Origin of the sequence: Amycolatopsis nivea (genome assembly GCF_004522235.1) — a bacterium.
GTDB lineage: Bacteria > Actinomycetota > Actinomycetes > Mycobacteriales > Pseudonocardiaceae > Amycolatopsis > Amycolatopsis nivea.
Map to the genome: position 1 here is coordinate 96,735 of NZ_SDLT01000001.1, position 16,815 is coordinate 113,549.

General features: G+C 69.5%; 12 protein-coding genes. 7 read left to right on the forward strand and 5 right to left on the reverse strand.

Annotated features, from left to right (window positions below; translation table 11 throughout):
- Nucleotides 1–73: 73 nt before the first annotated feature.
- Nucleotides 74–169, reverse strand: a complete 96-nt coding sequence (gene pqqA, locus EIZ44_RS00480; RefSeq protein WP_037358081.1) for a pyrroloquinoline quinone precursor peptide PqqA — start codon at nucleotides 167–169, stop codon at nucleotides 74–76.
- Nucleotides 170–479: 310 nt separating this feature from the next.
- On the opposite strand from pqqA, the gene EIZ44_RS00485 reads away from it, so the two are divergent.
- From EIZ44_RS00485 to EIZ44_RS00505, 5 genes are all read left to right on the forward strand, one after another.
- Entirely contained in the window at nucleotides 480–3,260 is a 2,781-nt protein-coding gene (locus EIZ44_RS00485) for a glycoside hydrolase family 2 protein (RefSeq protein ID WP_134727350.1), read from the forward strand.
- A 609-nt stretch (nucleotides 3,261–3,869) separates the two neighbouring features.
- On the forward strand, nucleotides 3,870–4,589 hold the full coding sequence (locus EIZ44_RS00490; protein WP_078870404.1) for an IclR family transcriptional regulator: 720 nt from the start codon (nucleotides 3,870–3,872) through the stop codon (nucleotides 4,587–4,589).
- A 96-nt stretch (nucleotides 4,590–4,685) separates the two neighbouring features.
- A complete protein-coding gene (locus EIZ44_RS00495; protein WP_134727351.1) occupies nucleotides 4,686–6,302 on the forward strand; it encodes a thiamine pyrophosphate-dependent enzyme in 1,617 nt (538 codons plus the stop codon).
- Complete coding sequence (locus tag EIZ44_RS00500; RefSeq protein ID WP_134727352.1) at nucleotides 6,299–7,759, forward strand: aldehyde dehydrogenase family protein; 1,461 nt, start codon at nucleotides 6,299–6,301, stop codon at nucleotides 7,757–7,759. Before EIZ44_RS00495 ends, EIZ44_RS00500 begins: the two co-directional genes overlap by 4 nt.
- Nucleotides 7,760–7,802: 43 nt before the next feature.
- Nucleotides 7,803–9,059 (forward strand): MFS transporter, encoded by a 1,257-nt coding sequence (locus EIZ44_RS00505; RefSeq protein ID WP_134727353.1) that lies wholly within the window; start codon nucleotides 7,803–7,805, stop codon nucleotides 9,057–9,059.
- Between the two features lies 1 nt (nucleotide 9,060).
- On the opposite strand, the gene EIZ44_RS00510 is transcribed toward EIZ44_RS00505, so the two are convergent.
- From EIZ44_RS00510 to mgtA, 4 genes are all read right to left on the reverse strand, one after another.
- Complete coding sequence (locus tag EIZ44_RS00510) at nucleotides 9,061–10,341, reverse strand: ABC transporter ATP-binding protein (protein ID WP_134727354.1); 1,281 nt, start codon at nucleotides 10,339–10,341, stop codon at nucleotides 9,061–9,063.
- Nucleotides 10,342–10,352: 11 nt separating this feature from the next.
- The gene (locus EIZ44_RS00515; protein ID WP_134727355.1) at nucleotides 10,353–12,086 is read right to left on the reverse strand and encodes an ABC transporter permease; all 1,734 of its coding nucleotides are present in this window, start codon (nucleotides 12,084–12,086) and stop codon (nucleotides 10,353–10,355) included.
- A 4-nt stretch (nucleotides 12,087–12,090) separates the two neighbouring features.
- Nucleotides 12,091–12,810, reverse strand: coding sequence for an MgtC/SapB family protein (locus tag EIZ44_RS00520; RefSeq protein WP_037811423.1), 720 nt, complete (start codon nucleotides 12,808–12,810; stop codon nucleotides 12,091–12,093).
- A gap of 64 nt (nucleotides 12,811–12,874) precedes the next feature.
- Nucleotides 12,875–15,442, reverse strand: a complete 2,568-nt coding sequence (mgtA, locus tag EIZ44_RS00525) for a magnesium-translocating P-type ATPase (RefSeq protein ID WP_134727356.1) — start codon at nucleotides 15,440–15,442, stop codon at nucleotides 12,875–12,877.
- Nucleotides 15,443–15,694: 252 nt separating this feature from the next.
- Between mgtA and EIZ44_RS00530 the strand changes: the two genes are divergently transcribed.
- Entirely contained in the window at nucleotides 15,695–16,054 is a 360-nt protein-coding gene (locus tag EIZ44_RS00530) for an ArsR/SmtB family transcription factor (protein ID WP_051171745.1), read from the forward strand.
- A 25-nt stretch (nucleotides 16,055–16,079) separates the two neighbouring features.
- Nucleotides 16,080–16,802 carry a DsbA family protein gene (locus EIZ44_RS00535; RefSeq protein ID WP_134727357.1) on the forward strand — a complete coding sequence of 241 codons (723 nt, stop codon included), beginning with the start codon at nucleotides 16,080–16,082 and terminating at the stop codon, nucleotides 16,800–16,802.
- Nucleotides 16,803–16,815: the final 13 nt, after the last annotated feature.

A 16,815-nucleotide genomic window follows, 5' to 3' on the forward strand; every position in this document is an offset into this window, starting at 1 on the left:
TCCGGGATTCTCGCTCAGCGGTAAGGTTTTCCGGGACGGACGGGACCGCGGCGGACCGGTCCCGTCCGGCGGGTCACTCCTCCCGGCGGGCCGCGTAGGCGGTGACCTCCATCGGGGTTTCGTACTCGACGAAGTCGGGCGCGGTCCACATCTCGACGGGTTCGGGCATGGGAAACTCGCTTTCCTTCGGTGGTGCACCGGTGAGCGGGGCAGTGGTCCCCGCCCCGAACGCCGTCACCCTAAAAGCGCGCGGCGGCCGGTCGCCAGGGGCGCGGGCCGATTTTCCCGCCGACTTTATAAAGGTTCCTTCCTATGGCGCAGCGACGGTCACGCTGGGGCGCCGCCGCCGGTTGTCCGCCCGACAGAAACCTTGCGGCGGCGCGGAAACCTCCTTACGCCGCTTGACATCGGGCCCGCGAGCGGCCGAATAATAGGGTTCAAGTGCGGGTGACAACGATGTCAGAGGCTATGGGAGCGACGTGACCCAGGTGAATCGCAGGCGGTTTCTGTCCGGCGGGATTGCTGTCGCGGGCGGCGGTGTGCTCGGCGCGTTCGGGGTGTCCGGCACCGCCGAGGCAGCTCCGGACGCGCGTCCGCCTCAGGTCGGCGGCGGCGAGATCGGCAGCGGCTGGACGTTTGTCGCGGCCGACGGCACGGCTGCGGACGGGAGTGTGCTCGCCAGCGCGAAGGACGTTGCTGGGCTGAAGCCCGCCGTTGTCCCGGGGACGCCGCTGACAAGCATGATCGCCAACGGCGAGTATCCCGATCCGTTGTACGGCCACATCGTGACCGACACCGTTCCGGACACCCTCAAGGGCACCGGCTACTGGTACCGGGTCGCGTTCCGGGTGCCGCGGCTGGCGCCCGGGCAGCGGTTCTGGCTGCAGTTCGACGGGATCAACTACCTCGGCACTGTGTGGCTCAACGGGACCAGGGTCGGCACGGTCGAGGGCGCGTTCAAGCGCGCGGTCTTCGAGGTCACGGACATCGTGGCCGAGGCGGACGGGGTCGCTTGGCTGGCGGTGCTGGTCGGGAAGCTCGACTACACGGATCCGCCCGCGTTGCCGAGTTACGCCAGCGGGGTGACGCGCGGCGGGCGCAACGGCGGTCCGACCGGGATCACGCTGAAGAACGGGCCGACGTTCTTCTGCACCGCCGGGTGGGACTGGCTGCCCACCATTCCGGACCGGGATCTGGGGATCTGGCAGCCGGTCACCTGGCGTACCACGGGGCCGGTGCGGGTGGCTGACGTGCATGTCACCTCGACGCTGTCGCAGGATTTGCGGACGGCGGAGGTCTCGGTCTCGCTCGCGCTGGACAGTGCTGCCGGGAAGTCCGTGGTGGTGACGGGGTCCCTTGACGGGCGGGGGTTCCGGCGGACGGTCAGTGTTCCGGCGGGGGCGTCGTCGGTGAAGCTTACGTCGAAGGAGATCGCCTGCCTGCGGGTGGATCGGCCGAAGCTGTGGTGGCCCAACGGGTATGGGGAGCCGTATCGGTACCGGCTGACGGTCGGGGTCGAGTCCGGCGGGCAGGTGCACGACGAACGGACGGTGGACTTCGGGATCCGGCGGATCGAGTACACGACGCCGATGCGGTCGCCGTCCGGGGCGGTGACGCAGTGTCTGGCGATCACGGTCAACAATCAGCCGATCCTGGTGATGGGCGGGAACTGGGGGCTGGACGAGGCGCTCAAGCGGATCCCTCGGGAGCGGTTGCGGGCGCAGGTCCGGTTGCATCGGGACGCTAATCTCAACTTGATCCGGAACTGGAACGGGCAGAGCAGTACCGAGGACTTCTTTGCTGCCTGTGACGAGCACGGCATCCTGGTCTGGCAGGACTTCTTCTGTTCCACTGAGGGGCCGCCTGCGGAGAATATTGAGCGGGATCTCGCCAATATCCGGGATTGCATTGTGCGGTTTCGCAATCATCCGTCGATCCTGTTGTGGTGTGGTGGCAACGAGGGGCCGCCGCCGCAGCCGTTGATCGACGGGTTGGACGCGTTGGTTGCCGAGTTGGATCCGCAGCGGGTGGTGTTGACCAGTTCTGCTGGGGATACCGGGGAGAACCCGGTTGACGGGTACCGGTCTGGCGGGCCGTATCACTGGGTGCCGCCTGCCAAGCATTTCGCGTTGAATGACGGTACGCAGTGGCCGCCGTTCCATAATGAGGTCGGCTCTTATTCTATTCCTACGTTGGAGTTCATGCGGAAGATGCTTCCGGAGTCTTCGTGGGAGCATCCGGATGATTTCTGGGCTGATCGGGATGTCAACGGGAACGGCGGGAATGGGGGTGGTGCGGGGTATCTTCGGCTGACTGGCGAGCGGTATGGGGCCGTGCGGAATCTTGCGGATTTCGCGCGTAAGTCGCAGTTGATGAATTACGAGTGCATTCGGGCTATTTACGAGGCTCCGGTTGCTTATATGCGGAGTGTGGGGCCTTATCCGCGTACTGGGGTCATCATGTGGATGACTAATCCAGCGCAGCCTAGTTTTGTCTGGCAGATGTACAGTCATGATTTGGAGGCGCATTCGTCGTTCTATGCGGTTCAGCATGCTTGTCGGCGGGTTAATGTGGTGCTGGATGCGCGGAACTTCGATGTGATTGTGGCTAATCATTCCCGGGCTGTGGTTCGGGGGAGTGTTGAAGCCTCGTTTTACGGGGTCGACGGGGTGGAGTTCGCTCGTGCCTCGATGCCGGTGGGCGGGGTGGCTGGGGCTGATCGTGCTGTGGTTGGGCGGGTGGCTTCGAAGGTTGGTGGTGCGCCGTCTGAGGTTGCTTTTGTTCGGTTGGTGCTTCGGGATTTGCGCGGGTCGGAGGTGGTTCGGAGCTTCTATTGGGTGGAGAAGCCTGGGCTGGAGGCCGGGTTTGCCGGGTTGGAGGGGATGCCAGGGGCGGCTGTTTCCGTGATCGCCGGGGTTTCGCGCGGGGCCGACGGGGCTGAGGTGGCGGTGGATGTGCGGAATGTCGGCGAGTCGGTGGCGTTGATGGTGCATTTGCAGGTTTATGACGTGCGGACTGGGGAGCGGGTTCTTCCTGCGACGTTCAGTGACAATTATTTGAATTTGGTCGGCGGGGACGCGGCGAGTGTTCGGGTTCGGTTGGATGAGGGGCAGGTTCGGCGGCATCCGCGGGTTGGGGTTCGGGTGGATGGGTGGAAGCTTGATCAGGGGGCGTCTCGGTTGCGGGGGCGAGGGGTGGAGGTGACGTTCAATCGGGATGCTTTGGAGGTGAGTCCGGAGGTTCGGACGTTTGGGGGGTGATTCGGCTCGTCGCCTCCGGCGACATTGCTTTGAGGGGTTGCGTGGGGCACCCCGAAGGTTGATTGTGCTGACGGTTCGGGGGTGCTTGTCAAGGCTGGAAAGATGCCTTGACAAGCACCCCCGAACCGCAGGGAGGCTTCGTATCGGGGTGTGGGGGAGGGGCTGGGTGCCTCGATAGCGGGTGCATCGGTCTCGTGGGTGGTCGGGGCTAGCGCCCCAACGCCACATTGGGTGCATCCGACGCACCCAATGTGGCGTTCGGTGCGTGAGATGCACCCAATGCCGCATTGGGGCGGCATCCGAGCGGCGGGCCAGCCGGGCGGGTCCGTGAAGGGCTCCTTGAGGGAATCCAAGTCCGTGAAGGGGCCCCTCACGCCCGGCGGCTGGTCGTGAGGGGAACCCTGAGGGAATCAGAGTCAATGAGGGTGGCCCTCACGGACCTCGGGGCGGGGAGCGCCGGGCTCGCGTCCAGTGTGGACGGTCCGGGGGAAGTTGGGTTGCCGTGTTCGCGGGACTGGCGGATGATGGGCGGCCAGTCCCCGTCCTGTTCCACCGCAGCCCCGGAGGCACGCGATCGCCGGCAACGCCGCCGAACCCGGGCGCACGGTCTTGAGCCGCGCGTTCGCGGTGCTGGATTCCTTTCTTTCCGGCCGACCCGAGCAGACTCACGGCGAGATCACCCGGGCGACCGGGCTCGCGCCTGCCACGGTGCATCGGCTGCTGGCCGAGTTGACCGGGTGGGGCGCGTTGGAGCGCACCGGCCGAGGGCGGTACCGGATCGGGCTTCGGTTGTGGCAGCTCGGGGCGCAGGCGCCGGGCGGGCGGGAGCTGCGGGACGTCGCGCTACCGTTTCTGCAGGATCTGCTGCAGGTGACGCACGAGGTCGTCCATCTGGTCGTGCTGGACGGGGACCGTGCGCTGTATCTGGAAAAGCTCGAGGCGCATCCGGATGTCGTGGTGACCTCGCGGGTCGGGCTGCGGCTTCCGTTGCACGCGGCGGGGCCGGGCAAGGTGCTGCTCGCGCACGCGCCGCCGGAATGTCTCGAGAGCATTCTCGCCGGCGGGCTGGAGCGCAGGGCCAGCGGGACGATCACGGACCCGGCGCGGCTGCGGCAGGTGCTGGCGGAGGTCCGGCTGCAGGGGTTCTGCATCTCCCGCAACGAGATGACCGAGGGCGCGTCGTCGGTCGCGGCTCCGGTGCGCGGGCCCGGCGATCAGGTCGTCGCGGCGATTTCCGTGGTGGTGCCCAGTTGCACGCCGAATCTGTCGCCGCTCGTGCCGGTGGTCCGGATGGCCGCGCTGGGGGTCACGCGGGCGTTGCAAGGCTGAGGAACTTTTCCGCTGAGTGGAAGAGGGGCTGGGCGGCGGAAGATCGAGCCGGGAGACTCCGGACCGCTCGTTGCCGTCACTGCCGAGGAGAAGTCCGTGAGCCCTGCCCCGACCGTTCGCGACGCCGCGTTCGACGTGCTGCGCCGGTTCGGCGCCACGACGGTGTTCGCCAATCCCGGGTCGACCGAGATCGCGCTGCTCACCGACCTGCCCGACGACCTCGAGTTCGTGCTGGCGCTGCACGAGGGTTCGGTGGTCGGCATGGCGACCGGCTGGGCGCTCGCGAACGACCGGCCCGCGGTCGCGATCCTGCACACCACCGCGGGGCTCGGGAACGCGGTCGGCGCGCTCGCGACCGCGCGGGTCAACCGTGCGCCGCTGGTCGTGCTCGTCGGGCAGCAGGACCGCCGCCACCTCGCGCTGGAGCCGTTCCTCACCGGCCATCGGCTCGACGATCTTGCCCGGCCCACGCCGGTGTGGATCGCGGAACCGCCGCGGGCGCAGGACGTTCCGGGCGCGCTCGCCCGCGCCTGGCACGAGGCGCGCGAGCACCGCGGCCCGGCGCTGGTGATCGTGCCGATGGACGACTGGTCGGAGCTGGCGGGCGTGGACGAGCCGCTGCCCGCCCCGGCGAAGCTGGTCCGCGCGAACGCCGCCGAGCCCGCGGTGCTGGCCGAGCTGGCGGAATTCCTCGGTACCGCAAGCAATCCGGTAATCGTGACGGGTGCCGGGGCCGACGACGCCGAATCGTGGCGCGGCCTGACCGCGCTGGCGGAGAAGCTCGCGTGCCCGGTGTGGCAGGAGGCGTTCGGGGCGCGCGCCGGATTCCCGCAGGACCATCCGCAGTTCGCCGGACATCTGCCGCCGGGCCGGGAAGGGCTGCGGAAAGCGTTGTCCGGACACGACGCGGTGCTGTCGGTCGGCGCACCGGTTTTCCGTCAGTACCCGCGGGAGCCGGGACAGTTGACCGAACCGGGCACGCGCATCGCCGTGGTCACCGACGATCCGAACGAAGCGCACCGCAGCCCGGTCGACCTCGCCGTGCTGGCGCGGCCGTCGGCGGTGTGCGGGCCGTTGGCGGAGCTGATTCCCGCACGGGAAGCGGGCACCGAAAAGATCGGCCGGACGGTCGAGTTGCCCGGGGCGCCGGAGGCGGGTGCGCCGCTGGGCCCCGACCACGTGTTCGGCCTGCTCGCGCGCCGATTGCCCCAGGACACGGTGCTGGTCGAGGAATCGCCGTCGAGCCGTCCGCTGCTGCACGCGTACGTCCCGGCGCGCGAACCGCTCGGGTTCCTCAGCGCGGCCATGGGCGGGCTGGGCTTCGGCATTCCGGCGGCGATCGGGCTGCGCATGGGCGGGCTGAAGCGTCCGGTGGTCGCGGTGATCGGGGACGGCTCGTCGCTGTACTCGATCCAGTCGTTGTGGAGTGCCGCGCATTACGGCGTCGGCGTTCTCGTGATCGTGCTGTCCAACGGCGGCTACGCGATCATGGACAAACTCGCCGTGCGGCACGGCGAACGCACGGCCGGGGGCGGAAAAGCGCCGTGGCCCGGGTTCGACGAGGTCAGCGTGAGCGGGCTCGCGAAATCGCTCGGCTGCCCGGCGCGGCGCGCGGAAACCTACGAGGAACTGGAGTCGGTGTTGAACGAGGTGCTGCCGACGCTGGCCGCGCGCACGGAGCCGCTGGTGCTGGAAGTGGCGGTGACGGCATGACGTTGCTCGGAACCGGATGGCAGGGCCGGATCTTCTCCGGCGGCTGGATCCCCGGCGCGGGCGGGGAATACGACGCGGTCGAGCCCGCGACCGGGAACACCCTGGTCCGAGTGGGTGCGGCGGCTCCGGAAGACGTCGCCAAGGCAGCGGCGGCGGCGCAGGAAGCACAGCGGGAGTGGGCTGCGAAGCCATACGACCAGCGGGCGCGGGTGCTGCGCCGGGCTGCGCGGCTTTTCGAGGACCACGGCGACGAGATCGACGACTGGCTTGTCCGCGAATCCGGTGCCACGCGGGCGTTCGCGCAGTTCCAGACCCGCGCGGTCGCGGCCGAGGAATGCCACGAGGCGGCGGCGCTCGCCGCACATCCGTACGGGGAACTGTTGCGTTCCAGCCAGCCTCGGCTGTCGATGGCGCGCCGGGTTCCGGCCGGGGTGGTCGGCGTGATCTCGCCGTTCAACGCGCCGGTGATCCTCTCCATCCGCGCGATCGCGCCCGCCTTGGCGCTCGGCAACGCGGTGCTGGCGAAGCCCGACCCGCGCACGGCGGTGTGCGGCGGTGTCGTGCTGGCCCGGATCTTCGAGGAAGCCGGTCTGCCCGAAGGCCTGTTCCACCTGCTGCCCGGCGGCGCGGACGTCGGCGCCGCGCTGGTCGAGGACCCGCTGGTGCGCGTCATCGCGTTCACCGGTTCCACGAACGCGGGCCGCAAGATCGCCGCGGCGGCGGGGGAGCGGCTCAAGCGCGTGCACCTCGAACTCGGCGGCAACTCGGCGCTCGTCGTGCTCGCGGACGCGGACGTCGAACAGGCCGCGTCGGTCGGCGCGTTCGGTTCGTTCAACCACTCCGGGCAGATCTGCATGGCGACCGGACGCCACCTGGTCGCCGCCGAAATCGCCGACGACTACGCGGCCGCGCTCGCCGAGCACGCGGCCAAGCTGACCGTCGGCAACCCGGCGACCGGCGACGTCGCGCTCGGCCCGCTGATCGACGCGGGACAACGCGACCGCGTGCACTCGGTGGTCACCGGGAGCGCGGAGGCTGGCGCGAAGATCGCGACCGGCGGCACCTACGAGGACCTGTTCTACCGCCCGACCGTCCTCACCGACGTCCCGCTCGCCGCGCCCGCCTACGCCCAGGAGGTGTTCGGCCCGGTCGCGCCGGTCGTGCCGTTCTCCACAGTGGACGAAGCAGTGCGCCTGGCCGGCGGTACCGAGTACGGGCTGTCGCTGGGCATCCTGACCCGGGACGCCGCGCGGGGGCTGGCACTGGCCGAGCGGATCCCGTCCGGTCTGGTGCACGTCAACGACCAGACGGTCAACGACGAGGCCCTCGCCCCGTTCGGCGGGGTGGGGGATTCGGGAACCGGCTCCCGGCACGGCGGCGCGCAGGCCAACCTGGAGGCGTTCACCGAAACCCAGTGGGTCACCGTGCGCGGCGACCTTCCGCAGTACCCGTTCTAGAAGCAATCCGGCCCAGGTCCCCTCCGACGACGCAGGTGATGACATGACGGTCTCGACTGATCCCCGGGCGCGCCACGCCCGCTGGGTGGCCCCGCTGTGCTGGACGGCGGTGGCGCTCGAAGGGTTCGACCTGGTGGTGCTGGGCGTCGTGCTGCCCGCGCTGCTCAAGGACAAAGCGTGGGGGCTCGACCCCAACACGGCGTCGCTGATCTCCGCGGTCGGGCTGCTCGGCGTGGCGGTCGGCGCGTTCTCGATCGGCCCGCTCAGCGACCTGTTCGGCCGGCGGGGAATGATGCTGCTGACCGTGGCCAGCTTCTCGGTCTGCACGCTGCTCTGCGCGTTCGCGAACGGGCCGTGGCTGTTCGGCGTGCTGCGGTTCCTGGCCGGGCTCGGGCTCGGCGGCGTGCTGCCGACCGCGCTGGCGCTGATCACCGAGTACGCGCGGATCGGCCGCGGCGGCAGTGCGACCACCGTGCTGATGACCGGCTACCACGTCGGCGCAGTGCTCACCGCGCTGCTCGGAATCCTGGTGCTGCAACGGCTCGGCTGGCAGTGGATGTTCGTCATCGGGGCCGCGCCCGCACTGATCCTCGTGCCGCTGATGATGAAGTTCCTGCCCGAATCGAAGGCGCTGGAACGGGCGAAGGAAGCCCGGCGCAACCGCAACCCGCTCGGCGTCCTGTTCCGGCACGGCTACGGCCGCGCGACCATCGCGTTCTGGGTGACGTCGTTCATGGGGCTGCTGCTGGTCTACGGCCTGAACACCTGGCTGCCGCAGATCATGCGCGCGGCGGGCTACGAACTCGGCGCGGCGCTGGCGCTGCTGCTGGTGCTGAACGTCGGCGCGGTCATCGGCCTACTGGTCGGCGGCCGGGTCGCGGACAAGATCGGCTACCGCCGTTCGACCATCCTGTGGTTCGCCGCGGCGGCGGTGTTCCTGGCGCTGCTGAGCATCAAGCTGCCCGGGGCGAGCGTGTACGCCGGCGTGCTGCTGGCCGGGATCTTCACCTTCAGCTCGCAGGTGCTGGTCTACGTGTACATCGCCCGCGTGTACCCCGCCGAAGCACGCGGCACCGGGCTCGGCGCGGCGAGCGGGATCGGCCGGTTCGGCGCGATGTCCGGGCCGCTGGTGACCGGGCTGCTGCTGTCGGCGGGGCTGGCGTATCCGTGGGGCTTCTACCTGTTCGCGGCGGTGGCGGTGATGGGGGCGCTCGCGATCGCGGCGGTGAACCGGGACCCGGCTCCGGACGCCCCGGCGGACAGCCCGGCGCCGCGCGTGGAGACGGCTCCGGAGAGCTGAGCTATTCGGCGGTCGTCTGGGCGATCCGGTCGCTGTCGGTGTCGTAGTCGAAGAGCTCGGCGTACCGGCCCCAGTCGATCGCCGTGTCCAGTTGCTGCCGGGCGTCGGCGGCGGAGAAACCGCGGCGGAGCAGGTCGAGGAAGAACTCCGCGCGCAGCGTGCCGTCCGAACTGGCGGTGAGCGCGTTGACGATCGTGCGGACCAGCGGTGCCCGGTCGCGGACCTGACCGGCGAAGATCTTCTTGCTGGTCTGGATGTCCGCGGTGGTGAAGGCGGTGCCGACCGGGGTCAGGTGCAGGTCGCCGCCCGCCACGAACAGGAGGTCGAGCAGGGCTGCCGCGTCGACGAGCGGCAGCAGGTCGTCGACCTCGAAGCTCAGTTCGGCGGCGAGATCCGGCAGGTCGGCGTGTCCGCCGCGGGCGTGCACCAGTTCCACGAGCCCGGCGAGGCCGCCGACCGACGCGGGCGGCAGCGGCCGTGCGGTGGGCGTGGCCTGCGCGGGTTCGACGGCCGCCGGATCGCGTCCGGTCAGCAGGTCGTAGAGCCGTTCGACCAGCGCGGCGAACGCGGGGGATTTGCGGTCGCGCGGCCGGGCGAGGTCGATCTCCACCTCCGCACGCAGCTTCCCGGGGTTGGCGCCGAGGACCAGCACCCGGTCGGCGAGCAGTACTGCCTCCTCGATGTTATGCGTGACGATGCAGACGGCTTTCGTCGGGAAATCGTCGCGCTGCCACAGGCTCATCAGTTCGGTGCGCAGGTTTTCCGCGGTCAGCACGTCGAGCGCGGAGAACGGTTCGTCCATCAGCAGGACGTCCGGTTCGAGCACAAGCGCACGGGCGAAGCCGACGCGCTGCCGCATCCCGCCGGAAAGTTCCTTGGGGTAAGCGGATTCGAAACCGTCGAGGCCGATCAGGTCGATCGCCTGCAACGCACGGTCGCGGCGCGATTTCGGCGGGATGCCGCGCGCGGCGAGGCCGAGTTCGACGTTGTCCTGCACGGTCAGCCACGGCATCAGCGCGAACGTCTGGAACACCATCGCGGTACCCGGATTGGCGCCGTCGAGTTCTTCGCCGCGATAACGCACGGTGCCGCGGGTCGGGCCGATCAGCCCGGCGATCGTGCGCAGCAGCGTCGATTTCCCGCTGCCGGACCGGCCGAGCAGCGCGACGATCTCGCCCGCGCGCAGGTCGAGCGTGAGGTCGTCGAGGACGCGCAGTTCGTCGCCCGCCGAACCGGGGAAGCTCTTGCTGACGTGCTCGACGGAAACGAGGACTTCGGACATGAGGATACCTTTCAGGACAGGGAGAACCGGCGTTCGGCGATGCGGTACAGCCGCCGCCAGAAGAGCCGGTTGAGGCCGACGACGTACAGGCTCATCACCGCGACGCCGAGCAGGATCCGCCCGGAGTCGCCGGCGCCGGTGGCGTCGGCGATGTACGCGCCGAGGCCGGTCGCGGTGAGCGTGACCCCGTTGTAGGACACGATTTCCGCGACGATGGAGGCGTTCCACGCGCCGCCCGCCGCGGTGATCCCGCCGGTGACGTAGCTCGGGAAAATCGCGGGCAGCACGAGCCGGCGCCACCACAGCGCTCGCGGCAGCCGCAGGTTCGCCGACGCCTCGCGCAGGTCGTGCGGAATAGCCGAGGCACCGGCGATGACGTTGAAGAGGATGTACCACTGCGCACCGAGGCTCATCAGCAGGATGCCGCCCCAGTCCAGGGAAATCCCGGTCGCCACGAGCACGGCGGTGATCAGCGGGAACAGGAAGTTCGCCGGGAACGACGCGAGCACCTGCACGACCGGCTGGGCCAGCCGCGACACCCGCGGGTTCATCCCGATCCACACGCCGATCGGCACCCACACGAGCGTGCCGACGACCACCAGCGTCACTACCCGCGCGAACGTGATCAGGCCGAGCAGCAGCACGTGGCCGATCTCGCCGTACCCCGTGGTCTCGCCGATGAACAGCACCATGCGCACCGCGCCGTAGAGGATCAACCCGAAAACCACGACGCTGAACACGATGTCCGCGGCGCGCCGGCGGGCGGGGGAGAACCGCAGCGGGTACTCGGCGAGCCCGAAGACCGCCAGCGCGCGGTCGAGCGGGAACACCAGTTTGCCGAGCACCCGGCCGAGCAGCGCCGGGATCCGCGAGCGGCGCAGCAGGTCGAGCACCAGGCTGCGGGGTGCTTCGGCGGATTCGGAGTTCTCGATGCGGAACCGCTCCGACCACGCGGTGAGCGGTCGCCAGAACAGCACGTTCACGCCGACGACCAGGACCACCATCGCACCGACGGCCAGCAGCACCTTGCCGAGATCGCCCTCTTCGGAAGCGGTCGCGACGTACGCGCCGATTCCGGGCAGCGCGAACTTCTGGTTGTTGACGCTGAGCGCTTCGGAGGCGGTGAGGAAGAACCAGCCGCCGCCGAAGCTCATCATGCCGTTCCAGACCAGCGGGATCATGCCGCTCGGCACGTCGACGCGCCAGAACCGCTGCCAGCGGGACAGCCGCAGCAGCCGGGACGCCTCGTCGAGGTCGCGCGGCTGCGACACCAGCGAATGGTGGAACGCGAAGGTCATGTTCCACGCCTGCGAGGTGAAGATCGCGAAGATCGACGCGCATTCCAGGCCCAGTTGCGAGCCGGGGAACAGCGCGATGAACCCGGTGATCGTCACCGACAGGAACCCGAGCACCGGCACCGACTGCAGGATGTCGAGTGCGGGAAGCAGGATCTTTTCCGTGCGCCGCAGCCGGGCCGCCGCGGTCGCGTAGACGAAGGTGAATCCGACCGACAGCACGAGCGCGACGAACATCCGCAGCAGCGAACGTCCGGCGTAGTAAGGGAGTTCGGCCGGATCAGTGGACACTGTGGACGGTGCGGTCGCCGGAGTCCACGCCGTGGCGGCACCGTGCGCGAGCCGCACGATCAGCCACAACGCCGCGGCGGCGCCGAGGAACACCGCCACGTCGGCGACCGTGCGGCGCGGCCGGACGAGCGCGCCGCGGGTGGGGAAGGTACGCAGCATTGGTCTAGTTCTCGCTGTCCTGGTCGGTGTAGGAGAGTTCGGCTTGCCAGCGCACGCTGGTCACCGACGGCTCCATGGACAGCCGGCTCACCGCCGACTCCATTTGCTTGTCGTCGCGCTGATCGGCGGACAGTTCGGCGCGCACCTGCACCTGCCCGGCGGTGTCGGTATTGGTGCTGGTGACCGATTGCAGCGCGAAATCAGTGCGTGCCAACGCCTGCACGAGCAACGCGCGCACGTGCGCTTCGGAATCGTCCTTGGTCACCGCCAGGAAGGTGTACGACGTCGGGGTTTCGCGGCCGGTCGCCGGACGACGGTCGACCACGCGGCCGAGCGGGCGCAGCGCGATGTTCACCGCCATCACCACGGCGGTGCCCGCGCCAGCGGCTGTGTACAGCCCGGCTCCGGCGAGCGCGCCCACCGCGGCGGAGCACCACAATGTCGCCGCTGTGTTGAGCCCGCGCACGGTCAATCCTTCGCGTAGAATCACGCCCGCGCCGAGAAAACCGATTCCGGAAACAATTTGCGCGGCAACCCGGGTGGGGTCGGCGCTCGCTCCGCTGAAACCGTGCGCGGACAGCAGCACGAACAGCGTCGCACCGGCCGCGACCAGCGCGTTCGTCCGCAAGCCGGCCATCCGGGCACGGTATTGGCGTTCAAATCCGATCACTGTGCCGAGGCCCACTCCGGCGCCAAGGCGCAGCAACATCTCCGCAGTCGTCATCTGCGCTCCCACTGGTTGGTGCGAAAAGTTCAGAAATAGTCGGGAAAAACCGGAAAAAGGACGGTTACCACCACGCACGCTGGCGTGCGTAACCGCGTTTCGCTACTTGGGCGGCCAGCGCGTACCCGGCCAGCACGAGCACCAGCCACAGCAGGTAGCTGGCGGGCAGCGCCTGCATGCGCAACGGTCCGGCGAGCGGCGACAGCGGCACCAGCAAACCGACGAGCGCGGCGGCTGCCGTCGCCAGCACGACCGGGCGGCTGGCGCGCAGGGGAGTGCCGCGTCCGCGCAGGACGAGCACGACCAGCAGCTGCGAGAGCAGCCCCTCGACGAACCAGCCGGTCTGGAAGAGCAGCGGGTCCGCGCCCGCGCCGAAGACGTGCCACAGCACGGCGAACGTCGCGAGGTCGAACAGCGACGACAGCGGACCGAACACGAGCATGAAGCCGGTCAGCCCGCGAGCGTCCCAGCGGCGCGGTTCGCTGAGGTAGTCCTCGTCCACCCGGTCCCACGCGAGCGCGAGCTGAGCCAGGTCGTAGAGCAGGTTCGACACCACGAGCTGGATCGGCAGGATGGGCAGGAACGGCAGGAACGCGCTCGCGGCGAGCACCGACAGCACGTTGCCGAAGTTCGACGCGGCGGTGATGTTGACGTACTTCAGCGTGTTGCCGAGCGTCCGCCGTCCTTCGGCCACGCCGCGGGCGAGCACGCCGAGGTCGCGTTCCAGCAGCACCAGGTCCGCCGCGTCCTTCGCCGCGTCGGTGGCGGTGTCCGGAGCGATCCCGACGTCGGCGGTGCGCAGCGCGGTGACGTCGTTGACGCCGTCGCCGACAAAACCGACCGCCCGGCCGTTCTCGCGCAACGCGGTGACCACGCGGGCCTTGTGCGCTGGCGTGAGCTTCGCGAAGACGGTGGTGTCCTTGACGATTTCGCGCAGTTCGGCGTCGTCTGCCGCTTCGACCTGGCGGCCGAGCACGACCTCTCCGACCGGGATGCCCGCCGAATCCGCGACGCGCGCGGCCACGTGCCGGTTGTCGCCGGTCAGCACTTTCAGCGCGACGCCTTGCTCGCCAAGGGTTTTCACCGCGTTGACGACGCCGTCGCGGACCGGGTCGACGAATCCCACGAAACCGACGAGGATCATCTCGTTCTCGTCAGTTTCGTCAAATCCGCCGAGCCTGGGTTCGACTTCCCGCGCGGCCACCGCGAGCACCCGCATGCCGTGTTCGGCGTACGCGCGCACCAGTTCTTCCGCGCCGATGCGGGCGGCGTCGTCGAATTCGGCGACGACACCGTCGCGGCGCGCGTGGCTGCAGCGCGGCAGGATCTCGTCCGGGTCGCCCTTGCTGATCAGGAGGTGCTCGCTGCCGCGCCGGACCACGACGCTGGCCCGGCGGCGCGCGTGGTCGAAGCCGATCTCGGCGACGCCGGTGAACAGCGCGTCGGCGACCAGATCGTCTTCACCGTCGAACAGCGTCTCGATCGCCTCGTCCAGCCGGTCGTGCCGGTCGGTCTGGAAGCGCACCGCGACGCCCGCGTACTCGGCCGCTTCGCCGTCCGGGCTGCCGGAGTAGTCGACGCTGTGCGCGTAGGCGATCCGGTCCTCGGTGAGGGTGCCGGTCTTGTCGACGCACAGCACGTCCATCGCGGCGAGATCCTGGATGGCGTTGAGCCGCTTGACAATCACCTGCCGCCGGGACAGCGCGGCCGCGCCTCGCGCGAGGTTCGTGGTCACGATGACCGGCAGCATCTCCGGCGTGAGACCGACCGCGACGGCGACCGCGAACATCCCGGCCTGTGCCCAGTCCCCGGTGACCGTGCCGTTGACGACGAGCACGATCGGCACCATCACCAGCATGAACCGCACGAGCGTCCACCCGACGCGGCGCACGCCGGCGTCGAAGCTGGATTCCGCGCGCGGCTCGGCGGATTGCTGGGCGAGCGCGCCGAAGTAGGTCTCGCTGCCCGTTGCGGCGACGACCGCGGTCGCCGTTCCGCCGACCACCGACGTGCCCGCGAAGCCGAGCGCGGGCGTCTCAACGAGTTCGTGCTCCTCGTGCTTACCGAGCTCGGGCGCCCGCTTCGCGACCGGCAGTGCCTCGCCGGACAGCGCGGACTGGTCGACCACGAAGTCTTTGGCAGCGACAATGCGCACGTCAGCCGGGATCACGTCGCCGGGCCCGAGCAGCACGACGTCCCCCGGGACGAGGTCCCCCGTGGGCACCTCGCGCTCGCTGCCGGGAAACTCCGCCGCCGCGCGCCGACGCACGGTGACAGTGGTGGTGATCTGATCGCGAACCGCGCTGATCGCGCGCTCGGACCGGGACTGCTGCCAGAAGCGGAGGCCGATGCTGAGCACGACCATCACGCCGACGGTCACCGCGCCGCGAATGTCGCCGACGCCAGCGAAAACCACGCCGAGCGCGGTCAGCAACGCGACGAACGGGCTCCGCGCGGCGGCCCAGATTCGGACGGGCGCGCGGTCCGTGCCGTCGATGCGGTTCTCGCCGAAGCGGTGCAACCGTTCGGCCGCCTCGTTTTCGGTGAGGCCTTTGGGCGAGCTGTCGAGATTCCGGAACAGAGTGAGCACCGGCGCGTCGCCGTGGGCGCGCAGGGCGGGAAAGCGGGTCATCGGTCGTCCCCTCGAGGTCTGCTGGGCGGCAGCGGACCGCGCGGGGTTCGTCCGGACCTAGATGGCTGCCGGGATTCCCGCACGGTCGTGCCGACTACTTCCTTCGCCGGTCACCCGGCTCACCTCCTCCGCAAGACTCATCGGCCGGCGTCAGCGCGCCGACCGGGGACCAGTAGAGCGCAGATCACGAAAACAGTCAAACACTTGTGCAAGTGATGGGGGCTAAGTCACGCTGTGGGCCCACCCGAGAGGATGTCCGTCGTGTCCACCCCATCCCAGCCCCCGCTGGAACCGCTCCCCGCCGACCTGCTGCAAGACGCCGCCGCGACGTTCGGCCTGCTCTCCGCGACCGTGCGGCTGCACCTGCTGTGGCTGCTGTCGCACGGGGAGCGCGACGTCGGCACGCTCGCCGAGGAGACCGGCCAGACCGTGCCGACCGCCAGCCACCACCTGGGCAAACTCAAACTCGCCGGCCTCGTCCGCGCCCGTCGCGAGGGGAAGCGGCAGGTCTATGTGCTCGACGATCCGCACGTGCGGCACATCGTCCAGCTGGCGGTGCAGCATCACCAGGAACTGTCCGGCGAGGCCGGGCGGCGCAGCAAAGGCGCTTGAGCTCTCCGGGACGTAGAGTCGGGCCATGGCCGAGCTGAACTTCTACTTCGATCCGGTGTGCCCGTTCGCGTGGATGACCAGCAAGTGGGTCCGCCAAGTCGCCCGCCAGCGCTCGTACTCGGTGGACTGGCGGTTCATTTCCCTGCGGTTGCTGAACGCCCATCTGGACTACTCGACGCACTTCCCGCCGGAGTACGACGCTTCGCACACGTCGGGCCTGCGGTTGCTCCGCCTGGCAGCCGCGGTGCGCGCCTCGCAAGGCCGCGAGGCGGTCGGTCTGCTCTACGAGGCGCTGGGGGAGCAGAACTTCGAAAGCGGTCTGGTCGAGCACACCGCCGAGGCCCGCGCCGCGCACAGCACCCGCTCGGCGGCTGCGACGGCCCTTGCGCGCGCTGGCCTTCCGACGGACCTCGCGGACGCGGTCGACGATGCTGCGTGGGACGCGGAGATCCAGAGGGAGACGGATGAAGCGCTTTCGCTGACCGGGAAGGACGTCGGGACGCCGATCCTGCACTTCCAGCCGCCAGAGGGAGTCGCGTTCTTCGGGCCGGTGATCAGCCGCTTGCCGTCGGACGAGGAGGCGGTGGAACTGTGGGACCACGTGGTGGGGTTGGCGGCGTTCCCGGGCTTCGCCGAGCTGAAGCGGAGTTTGCGGGAGATGCCGCAGCTGCCGTCGTTCGGGGTGGGGGCGGGGGAGGCTGGGAGGGAACAGGATTGGCATGGCGGGAGCAGGAGGCTGAAGAAGTAGGCGGCTGGAGAAG